25 protein-coding genes and 2 pseudogenes are annotated in these 19,080 nt (G+C 68.1%); 16 read left to right on the forward strand and 11 right to left on the reverse strand.

Annotated features, from left to right (window positions below; all coding sequences use genetic code 11):
- Nucleotides 1-79: 79 nt before the first annotated feature.
- From AB0M24_RS03055 to AB0M24_RS03075, 5 genes are all read right to left on the reverse strand, one after another.
- Nucleotides 80-1,003 carry a PDR/VanB family oxidoreductase gene (locus tag AB0M24_RS03055; RefSeq protein WP_363760186.1) on the reverse strand — a complete coding sequence of 308 codons (924 nt, stop codon included), beginning with the start codon at nucleotides 1,001-1,003 and terminating at the stop codon, nucleotides 80-82.
- A complete protein-coding gene (locus AB0M24_RS03060; protein WP_363760189.1) occupies nucleotides 1,000-1,158 on the reverse strand; it encodes a hypothetical protein in 159 nt (52 codons plus the stop codon). Before AB0M24_RS03060 ends, AB0M24_RS03055 begins: the two co-directional genes overlap by 4 nt.
- Nucleotides 1,155-2,189 carry an aromatic ring-hydroxylating dioxygenase subunit alpha gene (locus AB0M24_RS03065; RefSeq protein WP_363760192.1) on the reverse strand — a complete coding sequence of 345 codons (1,035 nt, stop codon included), beginning with the start codon at nucleotides 2,187-2,189 and terminating at the stop codon, nucleotides 1,155-1,157. Before AB0M24_RS03065 ends, AB0M24_RS03060 begins: the two co-directional genes overlap by 4 nt.
- 84 nt (nucleotides 2,190-2,273) lie before the next feature.
- Nucleotides 2,274-2,996, reverse strand: coding sequence for an IclR family transcriptional regulator (locus AB0M24_RS03070; RefSeq protein WP_363761554.1), 723 nt, complete (start codon nucleotides 2,994-2,996; stop codon nucleotides 2,274-2,276).
- A gap of 164 nt (nucleotides 2,997-3,160) precedes the next feature.
- Nucleotides 3,161-3,625, reverse strand: coding sequence for a peroxiredoxin (locus AB0M24_RS03075; protein WP_363760195.1), 465 nt, complete (start codon nucleotides 3,623-3,625; stop codon nucleotides 3,161-3,163).
- A gap of 233 nt (nucleotides 3,626-3,858) precedes the next feature.
- Between AB0M24_RS03075 and AB0M24_RS03080 the strand changes: the two genes are divergently transcribed.
- From AB0M24_RS03080 to AB0M24_RS03090, 3 genes and pseudogenes are all read left to right on the forward strand, one after another.
- Nucleotides 3,859-4,488 carry a hypothetical protein gene (locus AB0M24_RS03080; protein WP_363760198.1) on the forward strand — a complete coding sequence of 210 codons (630 nt, stop codon included), beginning with the start codon at nucleotides 3,859-3,861 and terminating at the stop codon, nucleotides 4,486-4,488.
- A gap of 58 nt (nucleotides 4,489-4,546) precedes the next feature.
- Nucleotides 4,547-5,689, forward strand: a complete 1,143-nt coding sequence (locus AB0M24_RS03085) for a hypothetical protein (protein WP_363760201.1) — start codon at nucleotides 4,547-4,549, stop codon at nucleotides 5,687-5,689.
- A gap of 136 nt (nucleotides 5,690-5,825) precedes the next feature.
- Nucleotides 5,826-5,930, forward strand: a pseudogene (locus AB0M24_RS03090) (LuxR C-terminal-related transcriptional regulator); the annotation flags it as partial.
- A gap of 167 nt (nucleotides 5,931-6,097) precedes the next feature.
- Here the strand turns inward: AB0M24_RS03090 and AB0M24_RS03095 are convergent.
- Nucleotides 6,098-6,547 (reverse strand): DUF4383 domain-containing protein, encoded by a 450-nt coding sequence (locus tag AB0M24_RS03095; protein WP_363760204.1) that lies wholly within the window; start codon nucleotides 6,545-6,547, stop codon nucleotides 6,098-6,100.
- A 147-nt stretch (nucleotides 6,548-6,694) separates the two neighbouring features.
- Here AB0M24_RS03095 and AB0M24_RS03100 point away from each other — a divergent pair, with 147 nt between their 5' ends.
- Nucleotides 6,695-7,594: an ABC transporter ATP-binding protein gene (locus AB0M24_RS03100; RefSeq protein ID WP_363760206.1), complete on the forward strand. Its 900-nt coding sequence runs from the start codon at nucleotides 6,695-6,697 to the stop codon at nucleotides 7,592-7,594.
- Nucleotides 7,591-8,370, forward strand: coding sequence for an ABC transporter permease (locus AB0M24_RS03105; protein WP_363760209.1), 780 nt, complete (start codon nucleotides 7,591-7,593; stop codon nucleotides 8,368-8,370). The genes AB0M24_RS03100 and AB0M24_RS03105 overlap by 4 nt, the downstream gene beginning before the upstream one ends.
- On the opposite strand, the gene AB0M24_RS03110 is transcribed toward AB0M24_RS03105, so the two are convergent.
- Nucleotides 8,358-9,155 carry a glycosyltransferase gene (locus AB0M24_RS03110; RefSeq protein ID WP_363760212.1) on the reverse strand — a complete coding sequence of 266 codons (798 nt, stop codon included), beginning with the start codon at nucleotides 9,153-9,155 and terminating at the stop codon, nucleotides 8,358-8,360. The genes AB0M24_RS03105 and AB0M24_RS03110 overlap by 13 nt on opposite strands.
- A 105-nt stretch (nucleotides 9,156-9,260) precedes the next feature.
- Complete coding sequence (locus AB0M24_RS03115; protein ID WP_363760215.1) at nucleotides 9,261-9,764, reverse strand: isoprenylcysteine carboxylmethyltransferase family protein; 504 nt, start codon at nucleotides 9,762-9,764, stop codon at nucleotides 9,261-9,263.
- Nucleotides 9,765-10,139: 375 nt separating this feature from the next.
- Between AB0M24_RS03115 and AB0M24_RS03120 the strand changes: the two genes are divergently transcribed.
- On the forward strand, nucleotides 10,140-10,607 hold the full coding sequence (locus AB0M24_RS03120) for a CBS domain-containing protein (protein ID WP_363760218.1): 468 nt from the start codon (nucleotides 10,140-10,142) through the stop codon (nucleotides 10,605-10,607).
- A 2-nt stretch (nucleotides 10,608-10,609) separates the two neighbouring features.
- On the forward strand, nucleotides 10,610-11,902 hold the full coding sequence (locus tag AB0M24_RS03125) for an ArsB/NhaD family transporter (RefSeq protein WP_363761556.1): 1,293 nt from the start codon (nucleotides 10,610-10,612) through the stop codon (nucleotides 11,900-11,902).
- A 22-nt stretch (nucleotides 11,903-11,924) separates the two neighbouring features.
- Here the strand turns inward: AB0M24_RS03125 and AB0M24_RS03130 are convergent, their stop codons facing one another.
- Both AB0M24_RS03130 and AB0M24_RS03135 read right to left on the reverse strand, forming a co-directional pair.
- Nucleotides 11,925-12,740, reverse strand: a complete 816-nt coding sequence (locus AB0M24_RS03130; RefSeq protein WP_363760221.1) for a CPBP family intramembrane glutamic endopeptidase — start codon at nucleotides 12,738-12,740, stop codon at nucleotides 11,925-11,927.
- Entirely contained in the window at nucleotides 12,737-13,075 is a 339-nt protein-coding gene (locus AB0M24_RS03135) for a hypothetical protein (RefSeq protein WP_363760224.1), read from the reverse strand. Before AB0M24_RS03135 ends, AB0M24_RS03130 begins: the two co-directional genes overlap by 4 nt.
- A 60-nt stretch (nucleotides 13,076-13,135) precedes the next feature.
- On the opposite strand from AB0M24_RS03135, the gene AB0M24_RS03140 reads away from it, so the two are divergent.
- From AB0M24_RS03140 to AB0M24_RS03150, 3 genes and pseudogenes are all read left to right on the forward strand, one after another.
- A complete protein-coding gene (locus tag AB0M24_RS03140) occupies nucleotides 13,136-13,528 on the forward strand; it encodes a GntR family transcriptional regulator (RefSeq protein ID WP_363760227.1) in 393 nt (130 codons plus the stop codon).
- Nucleotides 13,525-14,505 carry a hypothetical protein gene (locus AB0M24_RS03145; RefSeq protein WP_363760230.1) on the forward strand — a complete coding sequence of 327 codons (981 nt, stop codon included), beginning with the start codon at nucleotides 13,525-13,527 and terminating at the stop codon, nucleotides 14,503-14,505. The genes AB0M24_RS03140 and AB0M24_RS03145 overlap by 4 nt, the downstream gene beginning before the upstream one ends.
- A gap of 92 nt (nucleotides 14,506-14,597) precedes the next feature.
- Nucleotides 14,598-14,720 (forward strand): annotated as a pseudogene (locus AB0M24_RS03150) (RNA polymerase sigma factor); the annotation flags it as partial.
- Between the two features lie 22 nt (nucleotides 14,721-14,742).
- On the opposite strand, the gene AB0M24_RS03155 reads toward AB0M24_RS03150, so the two are convergent.
- The gene (locus AB0M24_RS03155; protein WP_363760233.1) at nucleotides 14,743-15,087 is read right to left on the reverse strand and encodes a DUF1801 domain-containing protein; all 345 of its coding nucleotides are present in this window, start codon (nucleotides 15,085-15,087) and stop codon (nucleotides 14,743-14,745) included.
- Nucleotides 15,088-15,256: 169 nt separating this feature from the next.
- Between AB0M24_RS03155 and AB0M24_RS03160 the strand changes: the two genes are divergently transcribed.
- The 6 genes from AB0M24_RS03160 to AB0M24_RS03185 all read left to right on the forward strand — a co-directional run bounded on the left by AB0M24_RS03160 (nucleotide 15,257) and on the right by AB0M24_RS03185 (nucleotide 19,057).
- Complete coding sequence (locus AB0M24_RS03160) at nucleotides 15,257-15,991, forward strand: thaumatin family protein (RefSeq protein ID WP_363760236.1); 735 nt, start codon at nucleotides 15,257-15,259, stop codon at nucleotides 15,989-15,991.
- A gap of 12 nt (nucleotides 15,992-16,003) precedes the next feature.
- A complete protein-coding gene (locus AB0M24_RS03165) occupies nucleotides 16,004-16,837 on the forward strand; it encodes a glycoside hydrolase family protein (RefSeq protein WP_363760239.1) in 834 nt (277 codons plus the stop codon).
- Nucleotides 16,837-17,517, forward strand: a complete 681-nt coding sequence (locus tag AB0M24_RS03170) for a chitinase (protein ID WP_363760242.1) — start codon at nucleotides 16,837-16,839, stop codon at nucleotides 17,515-17,517. Before AB0M24_RS03165 ends, AB0M24_RS03170 begins: the two co-directional genes overlap by 1 nt.
- A gap of 26 nt (nucleotides 17,518-17,543) precedes the next feature.
- A complete protein-coding gene (locus tag AB0M24_RS03175; RefSeq protein ID WP_363760245.1) occupies nucleotides 17,544-17,915 on the forward strand; it encodes a peptidase inhibitor family I36 protein in 372 nt (123 codons plus the stop codon).
- Between the two features lie 32 nt (nucleotides 17,916-17,947).
- On the forward strand, nucleotides 17,948-18,253 hold the full coding sequence (locus tag AB0M24_RS03180; protein ID WP_363760248.1) for a hypothetical protein: 306 nt from the start codon (nucleotides 17,948-17,950) through the stop codon (nucleotides 18,251-18,253).
- A 90-nt stretch (nucleotides 18,254-18,343) separates the two neighbouring features.
- The gene (locus AB0M24_RS03185; protein WP_363760251.1) at nucleotides 18,344-19,057 is read left to right on the forward strand and encodes a GntR family transcriptional regulator; all 714 of its coding nucleotides are present in this window, start codon (nucleotides 18,344-18,346) and stop codon (nucleotides 19,055-19,057) included.
- The last annotated feature ends 23 nt before the right edge of the window (nucleotides 19,058-19,080 follow it).

Raw genomic sequence — 19,080 nt, forward strand, 5'->3', positions numbered from 1 at the left:
CAGGAACTCGAATATCAGGATTCCTGATATAGAAAGCATGGGTCGGCTTAGTTGAACTGTCAAGTGTTTCTTGCCGTGCTCAGAGGTCGAGCACGAGCCGGGGTGAGCGGGACCGGGACACGCAGATCATCATCGCGTCGCCGGATTCCTGTTCCTGGGCGGTGAGAACGGAGTCGCGGTGGTCGGGTGTGCCGCCGAGCACGATCGTCTCGCAGGTGCCGCAGGTGCCTTCCTGGCAGGACGACAGCACGGACACGCCTGCTCGTTCGACGACCTCGAGCACGGACTGGCCGGCCGGCACCCGCAACACGGTGCCGGTCTGCGCCAGTTCGACCTCGAACTCGCGCCGAGGCCCTTGTCCCGCATCGGTTTTCGGGGCGAACCGTTCGATGTGGAGAGTGCCTTCCGGCCACGCCGCGCACTGTTTCTCCACGGCGGTCAGCAGACCTTCAGGGCCGCAGCAGTAGACGGCGGTCCCGTTCTCGGGTTCGCCGAGCAGTTCCTCCAGGTCCAGCAGTCCGCACTCGTCCTGAGGGCGGAGCTCGACGTTGCCGAGCCGCTCCAGTTCGTCGCGGAACGCCATGGAGGACCGCGTTCTGCCGCCGTAGACCAGCCGCCAGTCCTTGCCCGCTGCCGCCGCGACCATCGGAAGGATCGGGGTGATGCCGATACCGCCCGCGATGAACAGGTAGCGCTTCGCCTCGACGAGCTCGAAGTGGTTGCGCGGTCCGCGCACCTCGATTCGTTGCCCGGCAACGAGAACATCGTGCACGTGCTGCGATCCGCCGCGCCCTTGCGGTTCGCGGAGAACGGCGACCTGGAAGACCGAGGTGTCGTCCGGGCTGCCGCACAACGAGTATTGGCGGATCAGGCCATCGGTGAGCACGAGGTCGACGTGAGCCCCAGGCGTCCAGGCCGGCAGCGGCTCTCCGTCCGGGTGCCGCAACGTCAGGAGCACCACCCCGTCGGCGACGGAGTCCTTGCGTTCGAGAGTCAGCTTCATGACGCGTGCCCCACGGGATGATCGAGGAGCCATTCCCACAGCTCGACCGGATCCTCGAACTCGCGCTCGGCGGCGCAGTGGCACACCGCTCGGAGCCGGTCGGTGCCCAGCACCCAGTGGATGCGGAACACGCGGTCGCCGGTGAGTGCGTTCACGACGTCTCGCACAGGCGCTGGAGCATCCGCCGCGCCGCGAGCCCGCCCGTGTCGATGTTGATCGACAGCTCCTGGTAGCCCTCCGGTTCGGCCGCGATGACACGTTCGAGCACGTCCAGCGCCTCGACGTCCTGCAGCACCACCGTGCGGTTGTTCTCCGCGAGGAACGCCGAGACCTCTTCGTCCCCGAGCGCGAAATCCCGTGCCACGGCCCAGAAGTCGTGGGTCGAGTGCTCTGTCTCGGGCGTGATCGCGTAGACGACCTCGACGTGGAACGCGTCCGGATCGGTCCCGTCCGGGTGGGGCACGGACCCGACCGGCGCGATGCGGCTGTGCAGTTTGTACAGGCAAGGCGGCGTGTACTCGATGTCCTGCCAGCGGGCGATCCTGCCCTGCAGACCGGTCGACTTCGCGTAGAACGGCGGGCATTCCGCGTCGTCCATGTGCCGTGACACGTACACGATGCCCGCGTCCTCGTCGACCTCGGTCGTGATCGGGGTGGAGGCGACCTCCGGCGTGCCGATGTAACCGCCGTGCAGATACGTCTCGTGGGAGAGGTCCAGCAGGTTGTCGACCAGCAGTTCGTACCTGGCGCGTAACGGTTCCATGCCGCAGACCGTCGTGTAGTCCGGTGCGACGAGCCACGGCGCTCGTGGAATCCGCGCCGCGTCGGCCTTCGCCGGGTCACCGATGAAGACCCACACGAACGAGTCCTGCTCCACGACCGGGTACGGCAGAAGCCTTGCGGTGCGCGGAATCCGCGTCTGCCCGGGAACGGCGACGCACTTGCCGCCGGCGTCGTAGGTGAAGCCGTGGTAGCCGCAGACCACCTGGTCGTCGACGAGCCGGGAAGGCGCCTGGGACAACGGGAAACGCCGGTGCACACACCGGTCCGGCATGGCCGTCACGTTGCCGCTCTTGGTGCGCCAGAACAGGATCGGCTCTCCACAGACGGTGCGCGTGAACAGATCGTGCCCGATCTCGGAACCGTAGGCGGCGACATACCACTGGTCGCGCGGAAAGCTGGTCATCGGCGCTCCTGTCGGTGGTGGGGGTCACAGCGTGGCTGAGACGACCGCCGAGCCTGTAGGGCGTCTTCCGGAAAATGGAAGCATTCAGACGCGAAGGGCACGCGAGATGGCCTGGGCGCTGGTGCGCACGAGCCGTGCCAGCGCGAGCGAAGTGGTGCTCCCGTGCCGCACGACCAGCGACACCGCGGCGATGACCTCACCTCGCCGATCACGGATCGGCGCGCCGACCGACAGGGCGTCCATCGTGACCTGGCGGTCGCTGATCGAGAACCCGTTCGCCCGAACGTCGGCGAGCATCCGGCGCAGCCGCGCCGGATCGGTCACGGTCTTGGCGGTGTACCGCTCGATCGGACGGCTGAGCACTTCTTCCTGCACCTCGGCGGGCGCGTGCGCGAGCAGGACCAGACCGACCCCGGTCGCGGTGAGCGCGAACCGGCCGCCGACGCGGGTGAGCACGGGCACCGCACCGGACCCCGCGATCCGTTCGACGAAGACGACCTCCGCACCCTCCCGGACGGCGAGCTGCACGTTCTCCCTGGTGATGCGGGAGAGGTCCTCCAGAAACGGCAACGCGGTCTCGCGCAGCCCCGGACCACGCGGCGCCAGGGAACCGAGCTCCCACAACCGCAACCCGATGCGGTACAACCCGTCGTCACCGCGCTCGACGGCACCCCAGACGCACAGTTCGTGCATCAGCCGGTGCACGGTCGACAACGGCAGTCCGGCGCGACGGGCGAGCTCGCTCAGCGTCAGCTCACGGTGCTCGGCGTCGAACGCGTCGAGGAGCTGGAGCGCACGGCCGATCACCGGCCCGGTGGGGCCCGCGGGCCGGCCTCTCCTCGACGCGCTCACCCCGCCATTCTTCCCGACCTGTCACATGGATGCCGTACCGCGACTCCGGGAACCGCTCTGTGTGCGCGGTTCCCCGGAGTTTCACCTCTGCTGGTCTGACGGTCTGTTGTGGATGCGGGCTAAGCCTGTTTGGCGGCGTGCTCCCGCAGCACGGCGAGAGCCTCGTCGGCGTGGACGTCGAACTTCAGTTCGCCCTTGATCACGCCGAGGATGCGGCGGTCGGTGTCGATGACGAACGTGCGCCGCTTGGTGTGCAGGGGACTGAACCGCCGCCACACACCGAACTGCTTCGCGACCTCACCGCCCACATCGGACAACAACGGATAGTCGAAGCGGTTCGCGCGGGAGAACGCGCGCTGTGCTCCCACCGCGTCCGGGCTGATTCCGATTCGGTGGGCACCGATCTCGCCGAACTCGTCCGCGAGGTCGCGGAAGTGGCAGCTCTCCTGGGTGCAGCCGCCGGACGAGGCCATCGGGTAGAAGAACAGCACGACCGGGCCTGACGCGAGGAACTCCGACAGCGCGCGGAGGTCGCCGTTGTCGTCGGGCAGGGTGAAGCCGGGGGCGAGGTCTCCTTGTTTCATGATGGTTGTTCGGACTCGCGCACCCCTGCGGATTGGTCTCTTGTGTGCACGCTGAGCTGAATCTTCGACGGTATTTCGTTGCGCAAAGTAGTTGGAATTCGATGTTTGAATGTTTTTTAGCATGTCGAACTGCGGAAACGGAGTTGCTTCCACTTTCGAGCGAACCGGCGTGGAGTGGGTCTCGAATCACTGGACGAACGGGTTCTCCCGATCTCGAGAGGAGGTGATATTTCGTGAAGTCGACATGTTCCGGAGTTGTCCGGCGGGTGGTGTTGCTGGGCGGTTTCCTGCTCGGGTTCGGCCTGCTTTCGGCCGGGGTCGCGAGCGCTGATGACGACGCACCCGGCCTGCTGGACGGCGTCACCGAGTCCGTGCTGGCACCCCTGAACACGGTGCTCGATCCGGTGGTCGCGCTGGTGGTGCAGTCCGTGGAGCCGGTGCTCGCGCCGCTCCAGCCGGTCGTCGAGCCGCTGCTCACCCCGGTGGACAACCCGTCTGTTCCGGTGGAGGTGACGCCACCCGCGCCCGCACCGGACCAGGTCGTTCCACTCGAACCGGTCGTTCCTGCCGTGGGGTGGACCGATCCTGTCGCCGCACCGGCGACACCACCTGCGGGGCAACAACAGTCCACACAGGACGTGGCACCGATGAAGAGCGTGCCCGCCGAACCGTCGCCGGACGTGCCATTGGCGTTGCCCGGCACGACGGGCACGGCCGCGTCCAGCGGATCGGCGAGTCCAGCGGCGGCGGATCTGCCGTCACGACGAGGAGACCGTCCGCGGGGATCTTCTTCCGCAGTGGTTCGGGGAGATCAGATCCTCGGGTCGTGGTGCTACTACTACGGCCGAAGTCATCCCAGTTGATCAGTCCTGTCAACCAAGCCGGCCAGATCACCAAGCTTGATCGACAGGAAGGTTCGACATGCACAGCTATGTGCGACGCGGTCTTGTGGCCGCAGCGTTCTCAGGAGGTTTCCTCCTGGCCGGAACAGCGCTCGCGAGTGCTGACACCGGCGACGGCGGTCCGCTCGGCGGGCTCGGCAACGTCGTCCACTCGGTCGTGAGCGGCGACGGCGGTAACTCGGGCAACGGCGGCAACGCCACGAGCTCGAACAACGCCACGTCCGGCAACTCGGGCAACTCCGGGAACTCCGGTTCGACCGGCGGCAACAGCGCCCACGGCGTCTGCGTGCTAGCGACGTGCAGCACGCACGTGAGCTCGGGTGACTCGGGCGACACCGGCGCGACGGGCAACACCGGGGACGCGTCCAACCACAGCAGCACCGCCGGTGGCAACTCCGGCGCTGCGGGCGACGGTGGCGACGCGACCGCCGCGAACGGCAAGTCCGGCAACGCGAACGCGACCGCCGCCGACGGTGGCAACTCGGGCAACGGCGGCAACACCTCCAGCTCGAACAACGCCATCTCCGGCAACTCCGGCAACTCCGGTTCGACCGGCGGTAACAGCGCCTACGGCGTCTGCGTGCTCGCGGAGTGCAACACCAGCGTGAGCTCGGGTGACTCCGGCGACACCGGCGCGACCGGCAACACCGGCGACGCGAGCAACACCAGCGTCACCAAGGGCGGCAACAGCGGCCCGGCCGGTGACGGCGGCGACGCGTGGGCCAAGAACGACGACAGGTCGTGGGGCCACCACGGCAAGTCCGGTTCGGCCAACGCGACCGCGGGCAACGGCGGCAACTCGGGCAACGGTGGCAACGCCACGAGCTCGAACAACGCCACGTCCGGCAACTCGGGCAACTCCGGCAACGCCGGTGACACCGGCGGCAACAAGGCGATCGTGAAGTCGGACAACAGCAAGTGGTCCGGCCACCACGGCGACAAGTGCCGCAAGCACCACGGTTGGAAGCACCACAACTGGAAGAACCACGGCACCAAGTCCTGGACCGAGGTCACCTCGGGCGACTCCGGCGACACGGGTGCCACCGGCTCGACCGGTGACGCGTCCAACCACAGCACCACGGTCGGTGGGAACTCAGGTCCGGCGGGCGACGGCGGCAACGCCTCCGCTGGGACGCACGGGAAGCACTCCGTGAAGGCGTGACCACGAGGTGATCACAAGGCGGGGCCGGAGAGATCCGGTCCCGCCTTTCTCGTCCGATCAGCTCTGGAGGAACGTGGAGGACAGCGTGATCGAGAATTCCGCGCGCACGGCCTGCGCGGCTGGCCGGCACGCGGCCATGCACACCACCGACCGTGAACAGGAAGTCGTCGCACTGGTCCGCGACGGACTGACCTACCGCGAGGCCGGGGACACCTTGTTCGTCTCCGCCAAGACCGTGGAACACCACGCCACCTATGTCACCTGTTCGGGTGGAAGGTTCCGGCGAGGCCGAACCGATCGTTGGCGCGCAACGGATGCACAGTGCGCGGATCCGCCAGATGCGGTTCAGCCGGCTCGGGACGGCGCCACGCATGTCCCTGTGCGCCAAAGCGCACAGGGACATTCCCATCACCGGGTGCGCGCGGTGAGCAGGCCGGCCACGAGCATGCCGACGCCGAGGCCGAGGTGCAGCCAGTTGTCCGCGGTGTTGACCGGAACGAAGTTCGCCGCGCTGTCGTGGTCGATCACCGTGCCGTACAACCAGAGCACGAGATAGATCGCGCCACCGCCCACCAGGTAGACGGCCGCCTGACGGGGCGTGCGAGCCAATGCCAGGCCTGCGACCCCGAACGCGACGTGGACGAGGTTGTGCAGCACCGACACCGCGAAGACTCCGAGCAGGAGGGCGCCCTCGTGGTGTCCGGCGAACGAGAGCTGGTCGTAGTTCGCGGTGACTCCCGGCACGAAGCCGAGAACACCTACGAGCAGGAACACCGTGCCGACCACCGCCGCGACCAGCTGGATCAGGCGGTAGGACGCCACACCATGGCCTGAGCTGGGCGAACGCGTTGGAGTCATGGGAACTCACCTCCGAGAACGTGGACGTGAACCATCACCCGTGATTCGTCACGAGAAAGCCCCCGGATTGGCGACGCTGTACAGTGCCCGCAGGTGTGCCGGGAAGCCTGGTCGGCGTGGTCAACGACGTCGACCCGCGGGGTAGCCATGGCACCTGTCATCGCTTTGCGAAGCCTCTCCAAGCACTACGGCGACCTCGCCGCGGTTGCTGATCTTTCGCTGGACGTCGGCGCGGGCGAGATCTACGCGCTGCTCGGTCTCAACGGAGCCGGCAAGACGACCACGATCCGCATGCTGCTCGGCATGATCCGGCCCAGCTCCGGTTCCGTGGCGCTGTGGGGCGAGTCCGTCCGGCCGGGACCGTGGGCACGTGTCGGCTACCTCGTCGAAGGGCCGGCCGCGTACCCCGAGCTCACCGTCGTCGAGAACCTGACCGTCGCGGCACGACTGCGCGCGTCGCGCGGCCGGCGCCACGTCGACGAGGTCATCGAGCGGTTGAACCTGACCGCGTACGCCACCCGGCGGGCGGGGACGTTGTCGTTGGGCAACGCCCAGCGGCTCGGGCTGGCCAAGGCGTTGCTGCACAAGCCGGAGCTGTTGATCCTGGACGAGCCCGCGAACGGCCTCGACCCGGCCGGTGTGGCCGAGATCCGGAGCCTGGTGCGCGAGCTCAGCCGCGAGCACGGTGTGACCGTGGTGCTGTCGAGTCACATCCTCACCGAGGTCGCCCGGCTGGCCACGCGCATCGGAGTGATCCACCACGGTCGGCTGGTCCGCGAGCTCGACGCGGGAGACGTCGCGGCACAGGCACGTCGGCGGCTGAGCGTGTCGGCTCGGAACCTGGCTGCGGCCGAACGAGCCCTGCTCGCAGCGGGGTTCAGTCCGGAGAGGACAGTGGCAGGCACTCTGGACCTCGCCGACGATCGCGCGATCGACGCACCCGAGGACGTTGCCGTCGTGCTGGTCAGCGCAGGCTGCCCGCCGACCCGGCTGGTCGTCGAGCAGGACGACCTGGAGACGTTCTTCCTGCGGGTGGTGGAATCGTGATCGACGCGCTGTTCACCGAGCTGCTCAAGGCTCGCCGCTCTCGCGTGCCGTGGGTGACGGCGCTGGCGTTCGCTGTCGCCGCCGGAGTGGGTGGGTTGTTCATGTTCATCCTGCAGGATCAGGGCCGAGCCCGGTCGCTCGGCCTGCTCGGCACCAAGGCCTCGCTGATGGGGCGCGACGCGGACTGGCCGACCTACCTGGCCTTCCTCGCGCAGACCACCGCGGTAGGCGGCATGCTGGTCTTCGGCCTGGTGTCGGTGTGGTTGTTCGGGCGCGAGTTCAGCCAGAACACGGTGAAGGACCTGCTGGCGCTGCCGACCGCGCGCACCACGATCGTGCTGGCGAAGTTCGTCGTGGCGGGCCTGTGGTGCCTCGCTCTCACGGTGCAGCTCGTCCTGCTCGGGTTGGTGATCGGCAGTGCGCTCAGGCTGCCTGGCTGGTCGGCGGATCTCGTGGCATCCGGTGTGGCGACGGTGGCCGCGACGGCGGCGATGACGATGCTGCTCACCACGCCGATCGCGTTCGCCGCCAGCGCCGGACGTGGCTATCTGCCCGGGGTCGGGGTGATGATGGCCGCGATCTTCTTCGCGCAGGTCATCGCGGCACTGGGCTACGGCCGGTACTTCCCGTGGTCGGTACCTGCGCTGGTCAGCGGGCTGGTGGGGCCGGACAGCGACCCGCCTGGCCTGCTCGGGCTTCTGTTGGTGTTGTTCGTCGGCGTGGTGGGGGTGGTGGCGGCCGCACTGTGGTGGCGCAACGCCGATCAGGACCGCTGAACTCGTCGTCCACTGTGGACTTCCTCCAGATCCCGCACGGTCTTGGCGACACCGTTCTCGGCACGTATCCGCTCGCCGAGATCGTCGGCACGCTGCCGGAGCGTCAGGGCACGCCCGATGGCCGTGGCCAGCGCGTCGGCGGTGAGTTTCCGGTGGGGAGAGGCGCTGGTGCGACGCCCATAGCGTGCATGCGTCGCGCCCAGTTCGCTGCGGGCACGTACCAGAATCCGTTGGTGCGCACGGAATCCGGCCAATCCGGGTCGACCGGTGTGACCAGCGGGCTGAACGCCTGCAGCACGAGCGCCGGCTGCGGCCCGGCGCCGCGGAGAAGGCCGAGGTCGTCGGTGCGCGAGGCGTTGACGACACCCGAGTAGGCGCGCAGCGTGGCCGAGACCGTGAGGTAGGTGGCGCGGTTGAGGAACCGAGGCACCTTCGGCAGCGGCACCATCGGGCACGGGAACTTCGACGTCGGCCATCAGCGGCTTGATGCGCTTGATGGTGGACAACGCGGTGATCTTGCCCCGGACTCCGCGATACCCGCCCTCGATTGCTTCCCTGAGCACCGGGTCGTCGAGCAGCCGGTTCGGCCTGTCGTCCAACGGCGCGAACTCCACGTCGTGCGCCCGGATGCTGTCCCCGAACGACAGCGGCGCGGCGAGCAGCGCGTCGTGACCGGCCTTGCTGAGCGCGATCGCCAACGACAGCAACAGTTGTACGTCCCCGCGCGTGCCGTGGGCGACCAGCAACACCTTCACGACCGGCCTCCCGTCGATCTCGGTGAACATCGCCGAGGTCGCATCGGTGTTGTCCGGCAGTGCCCGAGATCTGATGCTGAACGCACGTACAGAGTATTGAACAGTTGTTCAGTCAGTGTCCAGCGCGGACTTCGCTCAGACCTGGGAGTCGGCGTGCCAGGGCCGCAGCCGTGGCACCCAGCCGGGCACTGCCGCCCGATAGGCGTCGTACTGGTCGCCGAACTGGCGGTGCAGCGCCGGTTCCTCGTGCCAGTGCACCATCGCGGCGAACGCGGCGCTCACCACGACGGCGTAGGCGAGCAGGATCAGCTGGCCCAGCACCAGCGCCTGTCCGATGATCAACGACAACACGGCGAGGTACATCGGGTTGCGGACGAACCGGTAGAAGCCGCCCACCACAAGGCGATCCGGCGGTGCGACAGGCGCGGGCGTGCCGAAACCCTCCGCCACGAACCGGGCGAACGACGAGACCAGCACCCCGAGGGCAGCGATCAGCAGGAGAACGCCGACGATCCGCAGCGGCAGCCAGAACGGCAGCGCCTCCCAGCGGGTCAGCAGCCAGGGAACCAGCCCGGCGACGCCGCCGGGAGCCAGGACGAAGAACGCGGCGGATCCGAGGGCTGCCTTCCGCTTCTCCATGGCGCACACCCTTACTCATCCTGGCCCACTGTGGGTAGCTCCCACGGTGACTTCGGCCGCGTTGTTCACCTGGTCGGGCTACTGAACGGGACGCGGGCGGTGGGCGGGGCTTGAGCGGGTCGAGCGGTCGATCACGGGTTAGTCTTGGCCGCGGTGTGCCGGGAAGCCTGGTCGGCGAGTGTCCTAGTCGTCCGCAAGATCAGGAGAAGCCCATGGCCCCGCGCGCGGATCAGCGGCGACCGATTGCCCGCACCATCAACGCGACCAGCACGAACGCCCCGATGAGCACCAAGGCCGTGGCCAGACCGGACATGGCCGAATGGTAGCGCCGACCGTGCCGGCGGACTTCTCCACTTTCGTTCGAAGGAGCTTGTTGTGCGTGCCCGTGACCTCGCCGAGGACTACCCGCTGGTCGCCCTGACCGACGACGCGCTGACCGCCGCCCAGCTCATCGCCGGGCAACGCCGGCCGGGCGTGGTCGTCGTCGACGCGGACGGCAAACCGGTGACCGTGCTGCCCGGCTCGCAGGTGCTGCGCTTCCTCATCCCCGGTTACGTGCAGGAGGACCCGTCGCTCGCCCGCGTCTTCGACGAACGCGGCGGCGCCGAGGCGTGCGTGAACAAACTCGCCGGCCGCACGGTCAAGGAACTCCTGCCGCCCAAGGAGAAACGCTACGAGATACCCATGGTGTCCGGCGACGCGACCGTGATCGAGTGCGCCGCCACCATGGCCCGCCTGCACACCCCGCTGCTGCTCGTCAGCGACAACGACACCATCCACGGCGTCGTCACGACCTCGCACCTGCTCGAGGTGCTCCTCGCGACAGCGGGACCGAAGACGTGACGATCGCCCAGATCCTCTCGGTCGGAGTCTTCGTCGGCGCCTACGTCCTGATCGCCACCGAACGCGTGCACCGCGTCGCGGCCGCTCTCGGCGGAGCGGCGTTGATGCTCGCGCTGCGGCTCACCGACGGCGAGACGGCCTTCCACTCCCTGGATGCGGGCGTGGACTGGAACGTCGTGTTCCTCCTGCTCGGCATGATGATCATCGTCGGGGTGATCAAGCAGACCGGCCTGTTCGAGTACCTCGCCATCGCCGCGGCCAAGCGCGCCAAGGGAAAGCCCTACGCGGTGCTGGCCATGTTCGTCATCATCACCGGCACCGCGTCGGCCGCACTGGACAACGTCACCACCGTGCTGCTGATCGCACCGGTGACGTTCCTGGTGTGCGACCGGCTCGGCCTCAACCCGATCCCGTTTCTGATCGCCGAGGTGCTCGCGTCCAACATCGGCGGCACCGCCACGCTCATCGGCGATCCGCCGAACATCATCATCGCCAGCCGCGCGGGCTTGTCGTTCAACGACTTCCTGCTCCACCTGGCACCGTTCATCGTCGTGCTGATGATCGCCTTCGTGGTCGTCTGCCGCTGGCTGTTCCGCGACTCCTTCCACTACAACGAGGACCGCGTCGCCGAGGTCATGGCGCTGTCCGAACGCGAGGCCATCCGCAACCGCACCCTGCTCACGCAGAGCCTCATCGTCCTGGCCCTCGTCCTCATCGGCTTCGTGCTGCACAGCGCGCTGCACGTCGAGCCGTCCGTCGTGGCACTGCTCGGCGCCGGGCTGCTCGTGCTGATCTCTAAGGTCACCACCGAGGACGCCATCGCCGACGTGGAGTGGGAGACCCTGGTCTTCTTCATGGGTCTGTTCGTCATGGTCGGCGCACTCGTGAAAACCGGTGTGATCGACGAGGTGTCCCACGCACTCGCCAACTCGGTCGGTGGGGACCCGTTCCTCGCGGTGATGGCGTTGCTGTTCATCTCGGCACTGCTGTCGGCCATTGTGGACAACATCCCCTACGTGGCGACGATGGCCCCGATCGTCGGCGAACTCGTTGCCACACAAGGAGAGTCCCCGCAATCGCAGTCGATGTGGTGGGCGCTGGCCCTCGGCGCCGACCTCGGCGGCAATGCCACCGCGGTCGGCGCGAGTGCGAACGTCGTCGTGCTCGGCCTCGCCGCGCGCAACGGCACGCCGATCAGCTTCTGGAAGTTCACCCGCTACGGCGCGGTCGTGGCCGGCTTGTCCATCCTGCTCGCGGCGCCCTACCTGTGGCTGAGGTACTTCCTGCTCGCCTGAGCGACTGTGAATGCCCCGTCCCTTACGTCCTGACCTGCTTTCGGGTCGTCACGGTGGCGAGCACCGCGATCAAGACCGCCATCGCGATCCACCCCGGCCAACCGCTGAGCCCCATGGACCACGGATCAGGCTGAGCAAGCTCGGCGGCGTCGGTGAAAGCTGTGTTCACGAATCCGATCACCAGGGTGTTGTTCGCGGCGTGGGCGACCGCGCACGCCCACACCGACTTGGTGTGCAGCCGAAGCAACCCCAGCAACGTACCGAGCAGCACGGTGAACACGGCGAACGGGATGAACGTCGTCCAGTTCGCCGACCCGATGTAGCCGGGAAGGTGCCACGTCGCCCAGATGATCCCGCTCAAGCCGAACGCCGCCCACCTGCCGAACCGCATCAGTCGCGGCAGGAGGAAACCTCGCCAGCCCCACTCCTCGCAGAACGCGAGCGGTAGCACCAGCAGGAACAACAGGCCGCTCTGGACCAGTGCCGCCACAAGTACTTCCGCGGTCGCACCGGCGCCGTAGACCTGGTGCAACCCGGAGAACCCCGCCAGGTCGAGCCGGTGCACACCGGTCGCAGCGCCGATCGCCACCGCCACCGCCGCCAGACCGAGAATCGCGGCGAGCACGGCTGCGCTCTGGCGTGCCACCTGCCGCACCGGTTGGCCCGTGAGGCCCGTGTCGTGCAGAGCGAATCGCCGTACCGTGACAAGCGTCGCGATGCCGACCCCCAGCATCCCTCCCGCCGCGATGACGTCGACTCCCGTGCCGAGCCGTAGCAGCCACAACAGCCACGGGATCGTGAACGCGATCGCGAGGAACGTCCACATCGGACGGTTCATGTCCGCACCGCCTCCAGCGTCGTGATGACGTCCTCCGGCACGCTCACCAGGAACTCGCCTCGCCCCTCGGTGCGGATCCAGGCCGCCGGTCGTCCATTCCGGACGGCGACGAGCTGACGCCCGCTCCGGCCAAGCCAGATGCCCGACTTGAACCACCCTGCCACTTCCGCCCCTGCAAGGCGCACGCCGTGCAGCGTCAGGAACGGGTGCCGCTCCCGCCGCACCTCGCGGATGTCGCCGAGTGGCACCTCCACGCGCTTGTGCCACGTGAACATCCGTTCCCACGCGGTGAACTCGATGACCAGCTTGCCGTCGTAGATCGCTGTCTCAGCCATGGCTGCTCCTCCCCAGTGAGCCTCTGTTCTATTACTTGTATAACAGATAGACTTGAGGTCGTGCTACTGACGATCGACCTCGACAGCGACACGCCGATCTACCAGCAGATCCGCGACAGGGTGGTGGAAGCCGTCGCGACCGGGACCCTGCGCGCGGGCGACCCGTTGCCGTCCACCCGGCAGCTGGGCGTCGATCTCGGCATCAACTTCCACACCGTGAGCAAGGCCTACGACCTGCTGCGCCAGGAGGGGGTGATCCGGATCAACCGCAAGAGCGGCGCGGTCGTGCGCCGCGACCACACGTCCGGGCCGCCGGATCCCGGCTTCGCCGACGCGTGGCAGTCGCGCCTGCTCACCTTGCTCGCCGAGGCGACGACGCACGGCCTCACCCGTGACGACGTGCTCGGGCGGAGTCAGGACGTGCTGGACGAGTTCGAGGGGAAACGCCCATGATCACGCAGGTCGGTTGGTTGGTACTGGTCACCGCGGGCTTCCTGCTGCTGCCGGCGACCGCACGGCCCACGTTGCCGTTCGGGATCCGGGTGCCGCGTGAACGTGCGGGCGAACTGCGTCCGATCCGCGTGGCCTACCGGGTGGTCGTCGTGGTGCTCGGTGCGACCGCGACCGCCGGCGCGCTCGCGGGAGCCACCGGACTCCTGCCCGTGCTCGTCGTCGCCTGCCTGCTCGCGCACTGGGCCGCGGCGGGTTTCGTCGCACGGGCGAAGCGGTCGTGGCCCCAGGTCCGGCAAGGCATGACCGCCGACACGAGCCTGCGCACCGACCCGGTGCGGTTGCCGTGGCCGTATCTGGCGCCCGCGCCGGCGATCGTGGCCGGCACCGCCGTGCTCGGACTCGTCTCGGATCCTGTGCAGCGAACGGAATCGACGTCCTGGAGCGCTGCGTCGCCGGTGACGCACCAGTTGGTGGTACTGGCACTCGCGCTGTCCGCGGTGGTGACCATCCCGCGAGCACGTCCCGAACTGGACGCGGCCAGGCCGGAAAGTTCGGCGCGGGCCTACCGCGCCTACCTGGCGGGAACCGTGCGGATCGTCGCCCTGCTGGCCACAGCGGTCATCGCGGCTTTGGCCGTGAAGGCGCTGCTGTCGTGGCGTCTCGTCACACCGGGCAGCGTCTGGACCGCGCTGACCATCGCGTTGCCCGCCGCGGCGTTCGCCGTCGCACTCATCTGGCTGGTGCGTGCGGGTGACGCGGGGCATCGACTCGATCGCGACGACACCGAGGACACCGGTGTGGTGCAACGCGACGACGACCGGCACTGGCACCTGGGCGGCCTGGTGTACGCGAACCGCACCGATCCGGCGTTGCTCGTGCACCAGCGCGTCGGCTCGCGGTGGACGCTCAACCTGGGGCATCCCGCGTCGTGGTTGACCCTCGTGGCCTTCCTGGTCCTGGCGTTGCTGGCCAACTGACCGGCACTCGTAGACGCACCGATGAGTTCGTGTGTGCAGGTGGATGAGTAACGCGTCGTGGTCACCTGCCGGACGGCATCGAGCAGGTCGCTCTGCTCGAACGTGCGGGAGACCTCGCCGCGGCCAGGGAGTCGTACTCGCGCGCCGCGAAGATGACCGCCAGCCTGCCCGAACAGCACTATCTGAACCTGCGTGCCGCCAGGTTGCGAAGCTGACGCCTACCCGACCGCAGGTAGCTCAGGCCTTCCAGTCGCACCACGCCCGGATCACCGCTTCCAGCTCCGCCCGCCCGGCCTCCAGGTCGTCGGGCGAGTGGAAACGCATGGTGCGTGCGAGCTTTCCATCGCCTTCGAGTCGCGGGTGGTCGCCCGGTATCTCGGCGCCGCGGTGGAACAAAAGGCTCACGAACTTCTTGGACGGGTTGAAGCTCACGATGTTGCCCTGGAAGGAGAACGTCGGCGTCTGCCACTTGACGGACTCGGTGACGCGTCCGTCCGCGCCCAGGATGACGGCGCGGACCTGGCGCATCAGCTCGTCGAGCGGGTGCGCCTTGTCGATGAACCACTGGTCGACCTCGTTCACCGCACCATGGTGCGCCTGAGCCGATATCCCGGCGAGTTCGCGGGTGGTGAGTGCGCGGGGCGCGTCGCTGGACGAGGATCGGCGCGAGGGATTGAGCCAGGCGCTCGGGCACATGTTGGGGTAGCACCGTAGTACTCCGCGGGCGTTGGTCTCACTAGCTTCTTGAGACATGAGAACCCAATTACGTCCACTGTGGATAGTTCTGCTGCTGGCCCTGGCCGGCTCGCTCGTGGCCGCACCAGCCTCAGCCGCCCCGCCGTACACCGTGAAGCTGGTCAACCAGACCGGCGGCCCGATCTGGCCGGGCAGCGGTGTGAACGAGGGCTCGGTGAAGGTCGGCGACCTGCCGAAGCTCGAGGCGGGCGAGTCCGTCAACGTGCACATCCCGCTCGGGCCGAACAAGCAGTGGAGCGGGAAGTTCTTCGCCCGCCAGCACTGCAAGGGCGAGCCGGGCTCGACGTTCCACTGCCTGGTGGGGGACTGCGGCGCGCGGCCGTCCCACTGCACCACCGGTGAACAGCCCGCCAGCCTGGCCGAGTTCACCTTCGAGCCGCGTGACGAACCCGCGCCCTGGTACAACGTCAGCTACGTCAACGGCGTGAACGTCCCCATCACGATCAATCCCACCAACGGCCCGCCGCCCAACGGCCAGTTCTGCGGTACCGCCGGATGCCCAGGCGCGCTGCTGCCCGCCTGTCCTGACGCGAACCTGCGCAGGCACCCCGAAACCGGCAAGCCGATGCTGTGCGTCAGCCCCAACAGGGACGCGAAGACGCCGTACAGCAACGCGATCACCAGGGCGTGCCCCAAGGCGTACAGCTGGTCGAAGCACGACACCGAGCCCGGTAACCGCGCGATGTACAGCTGCCGCGACTGCAACAAGCTGACCGTGACGTTCCACTAGTTGGGAGAAACTTTGTCGGACAAGGGAAAACGGGGGCCGAGCCGCCGTGCCGTGCTGTCCGCGGCGGTGGCCGCGCCGTTGCTGTCGCTGGGAAAGGCCGAGGCCGCGCCGGTGCTGAAGAAGGGCGTGGCGACGTGGCACATGCCCGGCATCAGGGCCGCGTTGAACGACGTGCGCGCGGGTTGGTTCCACAACTGGGACTCGACGAGAGGTGACATCGACCCGCCACCGGGCGTGGAGTTCGTCCCCACGATCTGGGGACCGGACCACGTGACGCCGCAACGGCTTCGCCAGGCGGCGGAGCAGGGCAGGCAGCTGCTGGGGTTCAACGAGCCCGACCTGCCGGGACAGGCGGACATGACGGTGGACCGCGCACTGGATCTCTGGCCGAGGCTGGTCTCGACCGGCAACCGCCTGGGCGCGCCCGCCGTGGCGAGTGGCGCGGACCGCGAAGGCGGCTGGCTGGACCGGTTCCTCGCCGGAGCCCGTGCGCGGAACCTCCGCGTGGACTTCATCCCGCTGCACTGGTACGGCGCCGACTTCGGTCCCGCCGCGGTCGGTCAGCTGCGCGGCTACCTGAAGTCGGTGCACGACAAGCACCGGAAACCGTTGTGGGTGACCGAGTTCGCTTTGATCGACTTCTCCGGACCGGTTCCGAGGTATCCGACGCAACGGCAGCAGGCGACGTTCGCCCGCGACGCCGCGGAGATGATGCACGGCCTGCCGTTCGTCGAGCGCTACGCGTGGTTCGCGCTGCCGGCCGACCGCGGCGGCACCGGTCTGTACCAGGGCGCGACGCCCAACGAGGTGGGACGCGCCTACCGATCCGTCCAGGGGAGAACCTGATGAAGTTCCGCATCGCAGTACTGGTGCTGGCGGCCGCCTTCTCCTTCGTCACGCCACCGGCGTCGGCGGACGCGGCCATGGTCACGCAGGCCCAGTTCGACCGGATGTTCCCGAACCGCAACGACTTCTACACGTTCGCGAGTCTGCGCCAGGCGGCGAACACCTTCCCTGCGTTCGCCAATGGACCTGACCGGACCGTGCGCAGGCAGGAGCTCGCGGCGTTCCTGGCGAACGTCAGCCACGAGACCGGTGGCCTGCGGTTCGTGGTCGAGCAGAACCCCGGTGGTGACTACTGCGAGCCGCGTCCGTTCGGCTGCCCGGAAGGTCCCGCCGCCTATCACGGGCGTGGCCCGCTGCAGCTCAGCTGGAACTACAACTACCAGGCCGCGGGCGAAGCGCTCGGCGCGGACCTCCTGCACCGCCCGAACCTGCTGCAGACCAACGCGACTCTCTCGTGGCGTGCCGCGTTCTGGTACTGGATGACTCAGAGCGGCCCCGGCAGCATGACGCCGCACGAGGCGATGGTCCGCGGTCGCGGTTTCGGCGAGACCATTCGCAGTATCAACGGTGCTCTGGAGTGCAACGGCGGCAACCCGGCGCAGGTCGCCAGTCGCGTGCGCGTCTACCGCGAGTTCACCGGGATCCTCGACGTCCGGCCCGGCGACCAGCTGTCCTGCTGAGCGATCAGAGATTGGGAAGTGCTGTCGTGAAACAACAAACCCTCATCGCTGCGGCTGCGGCGGTGGTCGCCGGGCTGGCCGTCACCACGGTGCCGAACGCAGCCGCGGCGCCGAACTGCCCGGACGGCAAGTACTGCCTCTACGACGGAGCCGGCTACACCGGACGGCTGGTCGTCTCCGACACGATGATCGTCCGCCGGATGCCGCCACGCGCGGACGACCGGGTGTCCTCGATCATCAACAACACCGACATGGACCTGCACGTTTTCGTGGACCCTGACCTCAGCGGGTTCGGCTGGCAGGACTTCAACGGGATCGTGCGCCGGGGCGCGAAGGCCTCGCTGGCCAAGCCGAGTTGGAACGACAACAAGCTTTCCTCGTACTTCCTGTACGGGTGACATGCGGAACCACAACGCCTGCGGGAGTCGCCGTGCCACGGCGACTCCTCGGCATGGGTGGCTGCGGACTGCCTCAGCCAGCGCAAAGATCGTTCCACTGTGGACTGTCGAATCAATCGGATGAAGACGACGATCGGCACCACGACGCACAACCGGAAGAGACTGTTGACGATGAGCGCCATCCAGTCGACGGCGCCGCTCGCAATCTTAGGGTCAGCGGCCATGATCTCGTCGCCGACACCGAGCTGCGCACCATTCTTGGCAACTTCCCGCTGTCCTCCCTCGCCACCTTCACCGGGCTCGGGATCACCAACGACCTCATCCGCCGGTTGACCTGAAAGGAACCGGAGTGGTCGAGGCGATCGAGCAGGCACTGGCGGCGTCTGCTTGATCACCGAGAGTCGGTAGTCCTGACGTAGGCTGCGGGCGTGGCAGGCCCGCGGAAACGTTCGGCGTTGGTCGCCAGGCTGGTCAGCGACCAGTCGGGCGGCTCCCAGGCCGTGATCCTCGACGAGTTGCGCCGGTGCCTGGTCGACGGCGACGTGCCTCCGGGCACCGCGATTCCGCTCGACGAGGTCGCGCAGGTGTTCGGGGTGAGCCGCATTCCTGTGCGCGAGGCGCTCAAGACCTTGATCGGTGAGGGGCTCGTCGAGCACCAGCCCAATCTGGGCTACCAGGTAGCCAGGCTGACGAGCCGTGAACTGCACGAGCTGTACGTGGTGCGTGAGGTGCTGGAGATCGCGGCGCTGACCGCCGCGATCGCCTCGGCGGGGGAACGGGACGACCTGGAGGCGGCCGCGACGCACGAAGCGCTCGGCCGGGCCATCGCGGCACACGACGTGCGCGGCTACCACCGTGACAGCAGGCGGTTCCACCTGGCACTGGTGCGTCCGTGCGGGATGCATCGGCTGCTGGCCATGCTGGAGTCGGCGTGGAACACCACGGAACCGGTGCGGCCCATGGCTCACGTGTCCGACGACGCGAAGGCCGAGATGCACCACGACCACGAGGAGATGCTCGCGGCGTTCCTCGCCCGGGACGTGGACCGGCTGGTCGCGGCGGCGCGAGTGCACCACGGCAGGCTGCGGGCATCACTCGCCGCGTTGCCTCGTCACACCGGGTTGTTCGTCGACTCCGAGTAGGGCCCGGCAAGATATACGGTTCG

Source organism: Lentzea sp. NPDC051838 (genome assembly GCF_040681245.1).
GTDB lineage: Bacteria > Actinomycetota > Actinomycetes > Mycobacteriales > Pseudonocardiaceae > Lentzea.

What these genes read in the sequence shown, in the direction of transcription:
- AB0M24_RS03055 (WP_363760186.1), bottom strand. Translation starts at nt 1,003, where the DNA reads ATGAAGCTGACTCTCGAACGCAAGGACTCCGTCGCCGACGGGGTGGTG.
- AB0M24_RS03065 (WP_363760192.1), bottom strand. Translation starts at nt 2,189, where the DNA reads ATGACCAGCTTTCCGCGCGACCAGTGGTATGTCGCCGCCTACGGTTCC.
- AB0M24_RS03075 (WP_363760195.1), bottom strand. Translation starts at nt 3,625, where the DNA reads ATGAAACAAGGAGACCTCGCCCCCGGCTTCACCCTGCCCGACGACAAC.
- AB0M24_RS03085 (WP_363760201.1), top strand. Translation starts at nt 4,547, where the DNA reads ATGCACAGCTATGTGCGACGCGGTCTTGTGGCCGCAGCGTTCTCAGGA.
- AB0M24_RS03095 (WP_363760204.1), bottom strand. Translation starts at nt 6,547, where the DNA reads ATGACTCCAACGCGTTCGCCCAGCTCAGGCCATGGTGTGGCGTCCTAC.
- AB0M24_RS03100 (WP_363760206.1), top strand. Translation starts at nt 6,695, where the DNA reads ATGGCACCTGTCATCGCTTTGCGAAGCCTCTCCAAGCACTACGGCGAC.
- AB0M24_RS03110 (WP_363760212.1), bottom strand. Translation starts at nt 9,155, where the DNA reads ATGTTCACCGAGATCGACGGGAGGCCGGTCGTGAAGGTGTTGCTGGTC.
- AB0M24_RS03115 (WP_363760215.1), bottom strand. Translation starts at nt 9,764, where the DNA reads ATGGAGAAGCGGAAGGCAGCCCTCGGATCCGCCGCGTTCTTCGTCCTG.
- AB0M24_RS03130 (WP_363760221.1), bottom strand. Translation starts at nt 12,740, where the DNA reads ATGAACCGTCCGATGTGGACGTTCCTCGCGATCGCGTTCACGATCCCG.
- AB0M24_RS03135 (WP_363760224.1), bottom strand. Translation starts at nt 13,075, where the DNA reads ATGGCTGAGACAGCGATCTACGACGGCAAGCTGGTCATCGAGTTCACC.
- AB0M24_RS03145 (WP_363760230.1), top strand. Translation starts at nt 13,525, where the DNA reads ATGATCACGCAGGTCGGTTGGTTGGTACTGGTCACCGCGGGCTTCCTG.
- AB0M24_RS03160 (WP_363760236.1), top strand. Translation starts at nt 15,257, where the DNA reads ATGAGAACCCAATTACGTCCACTGTGGATAGTTCTGCTGCTGGCCCTG.
- AB0M24_RS03170 (WP_363760242.1), top strand. Translation starts at nt 16,837, where the DNA reads ATGAAGTTCCGCATCGCAGTACTGGTGCTGGCGGCCGCCTTCTCCTTC.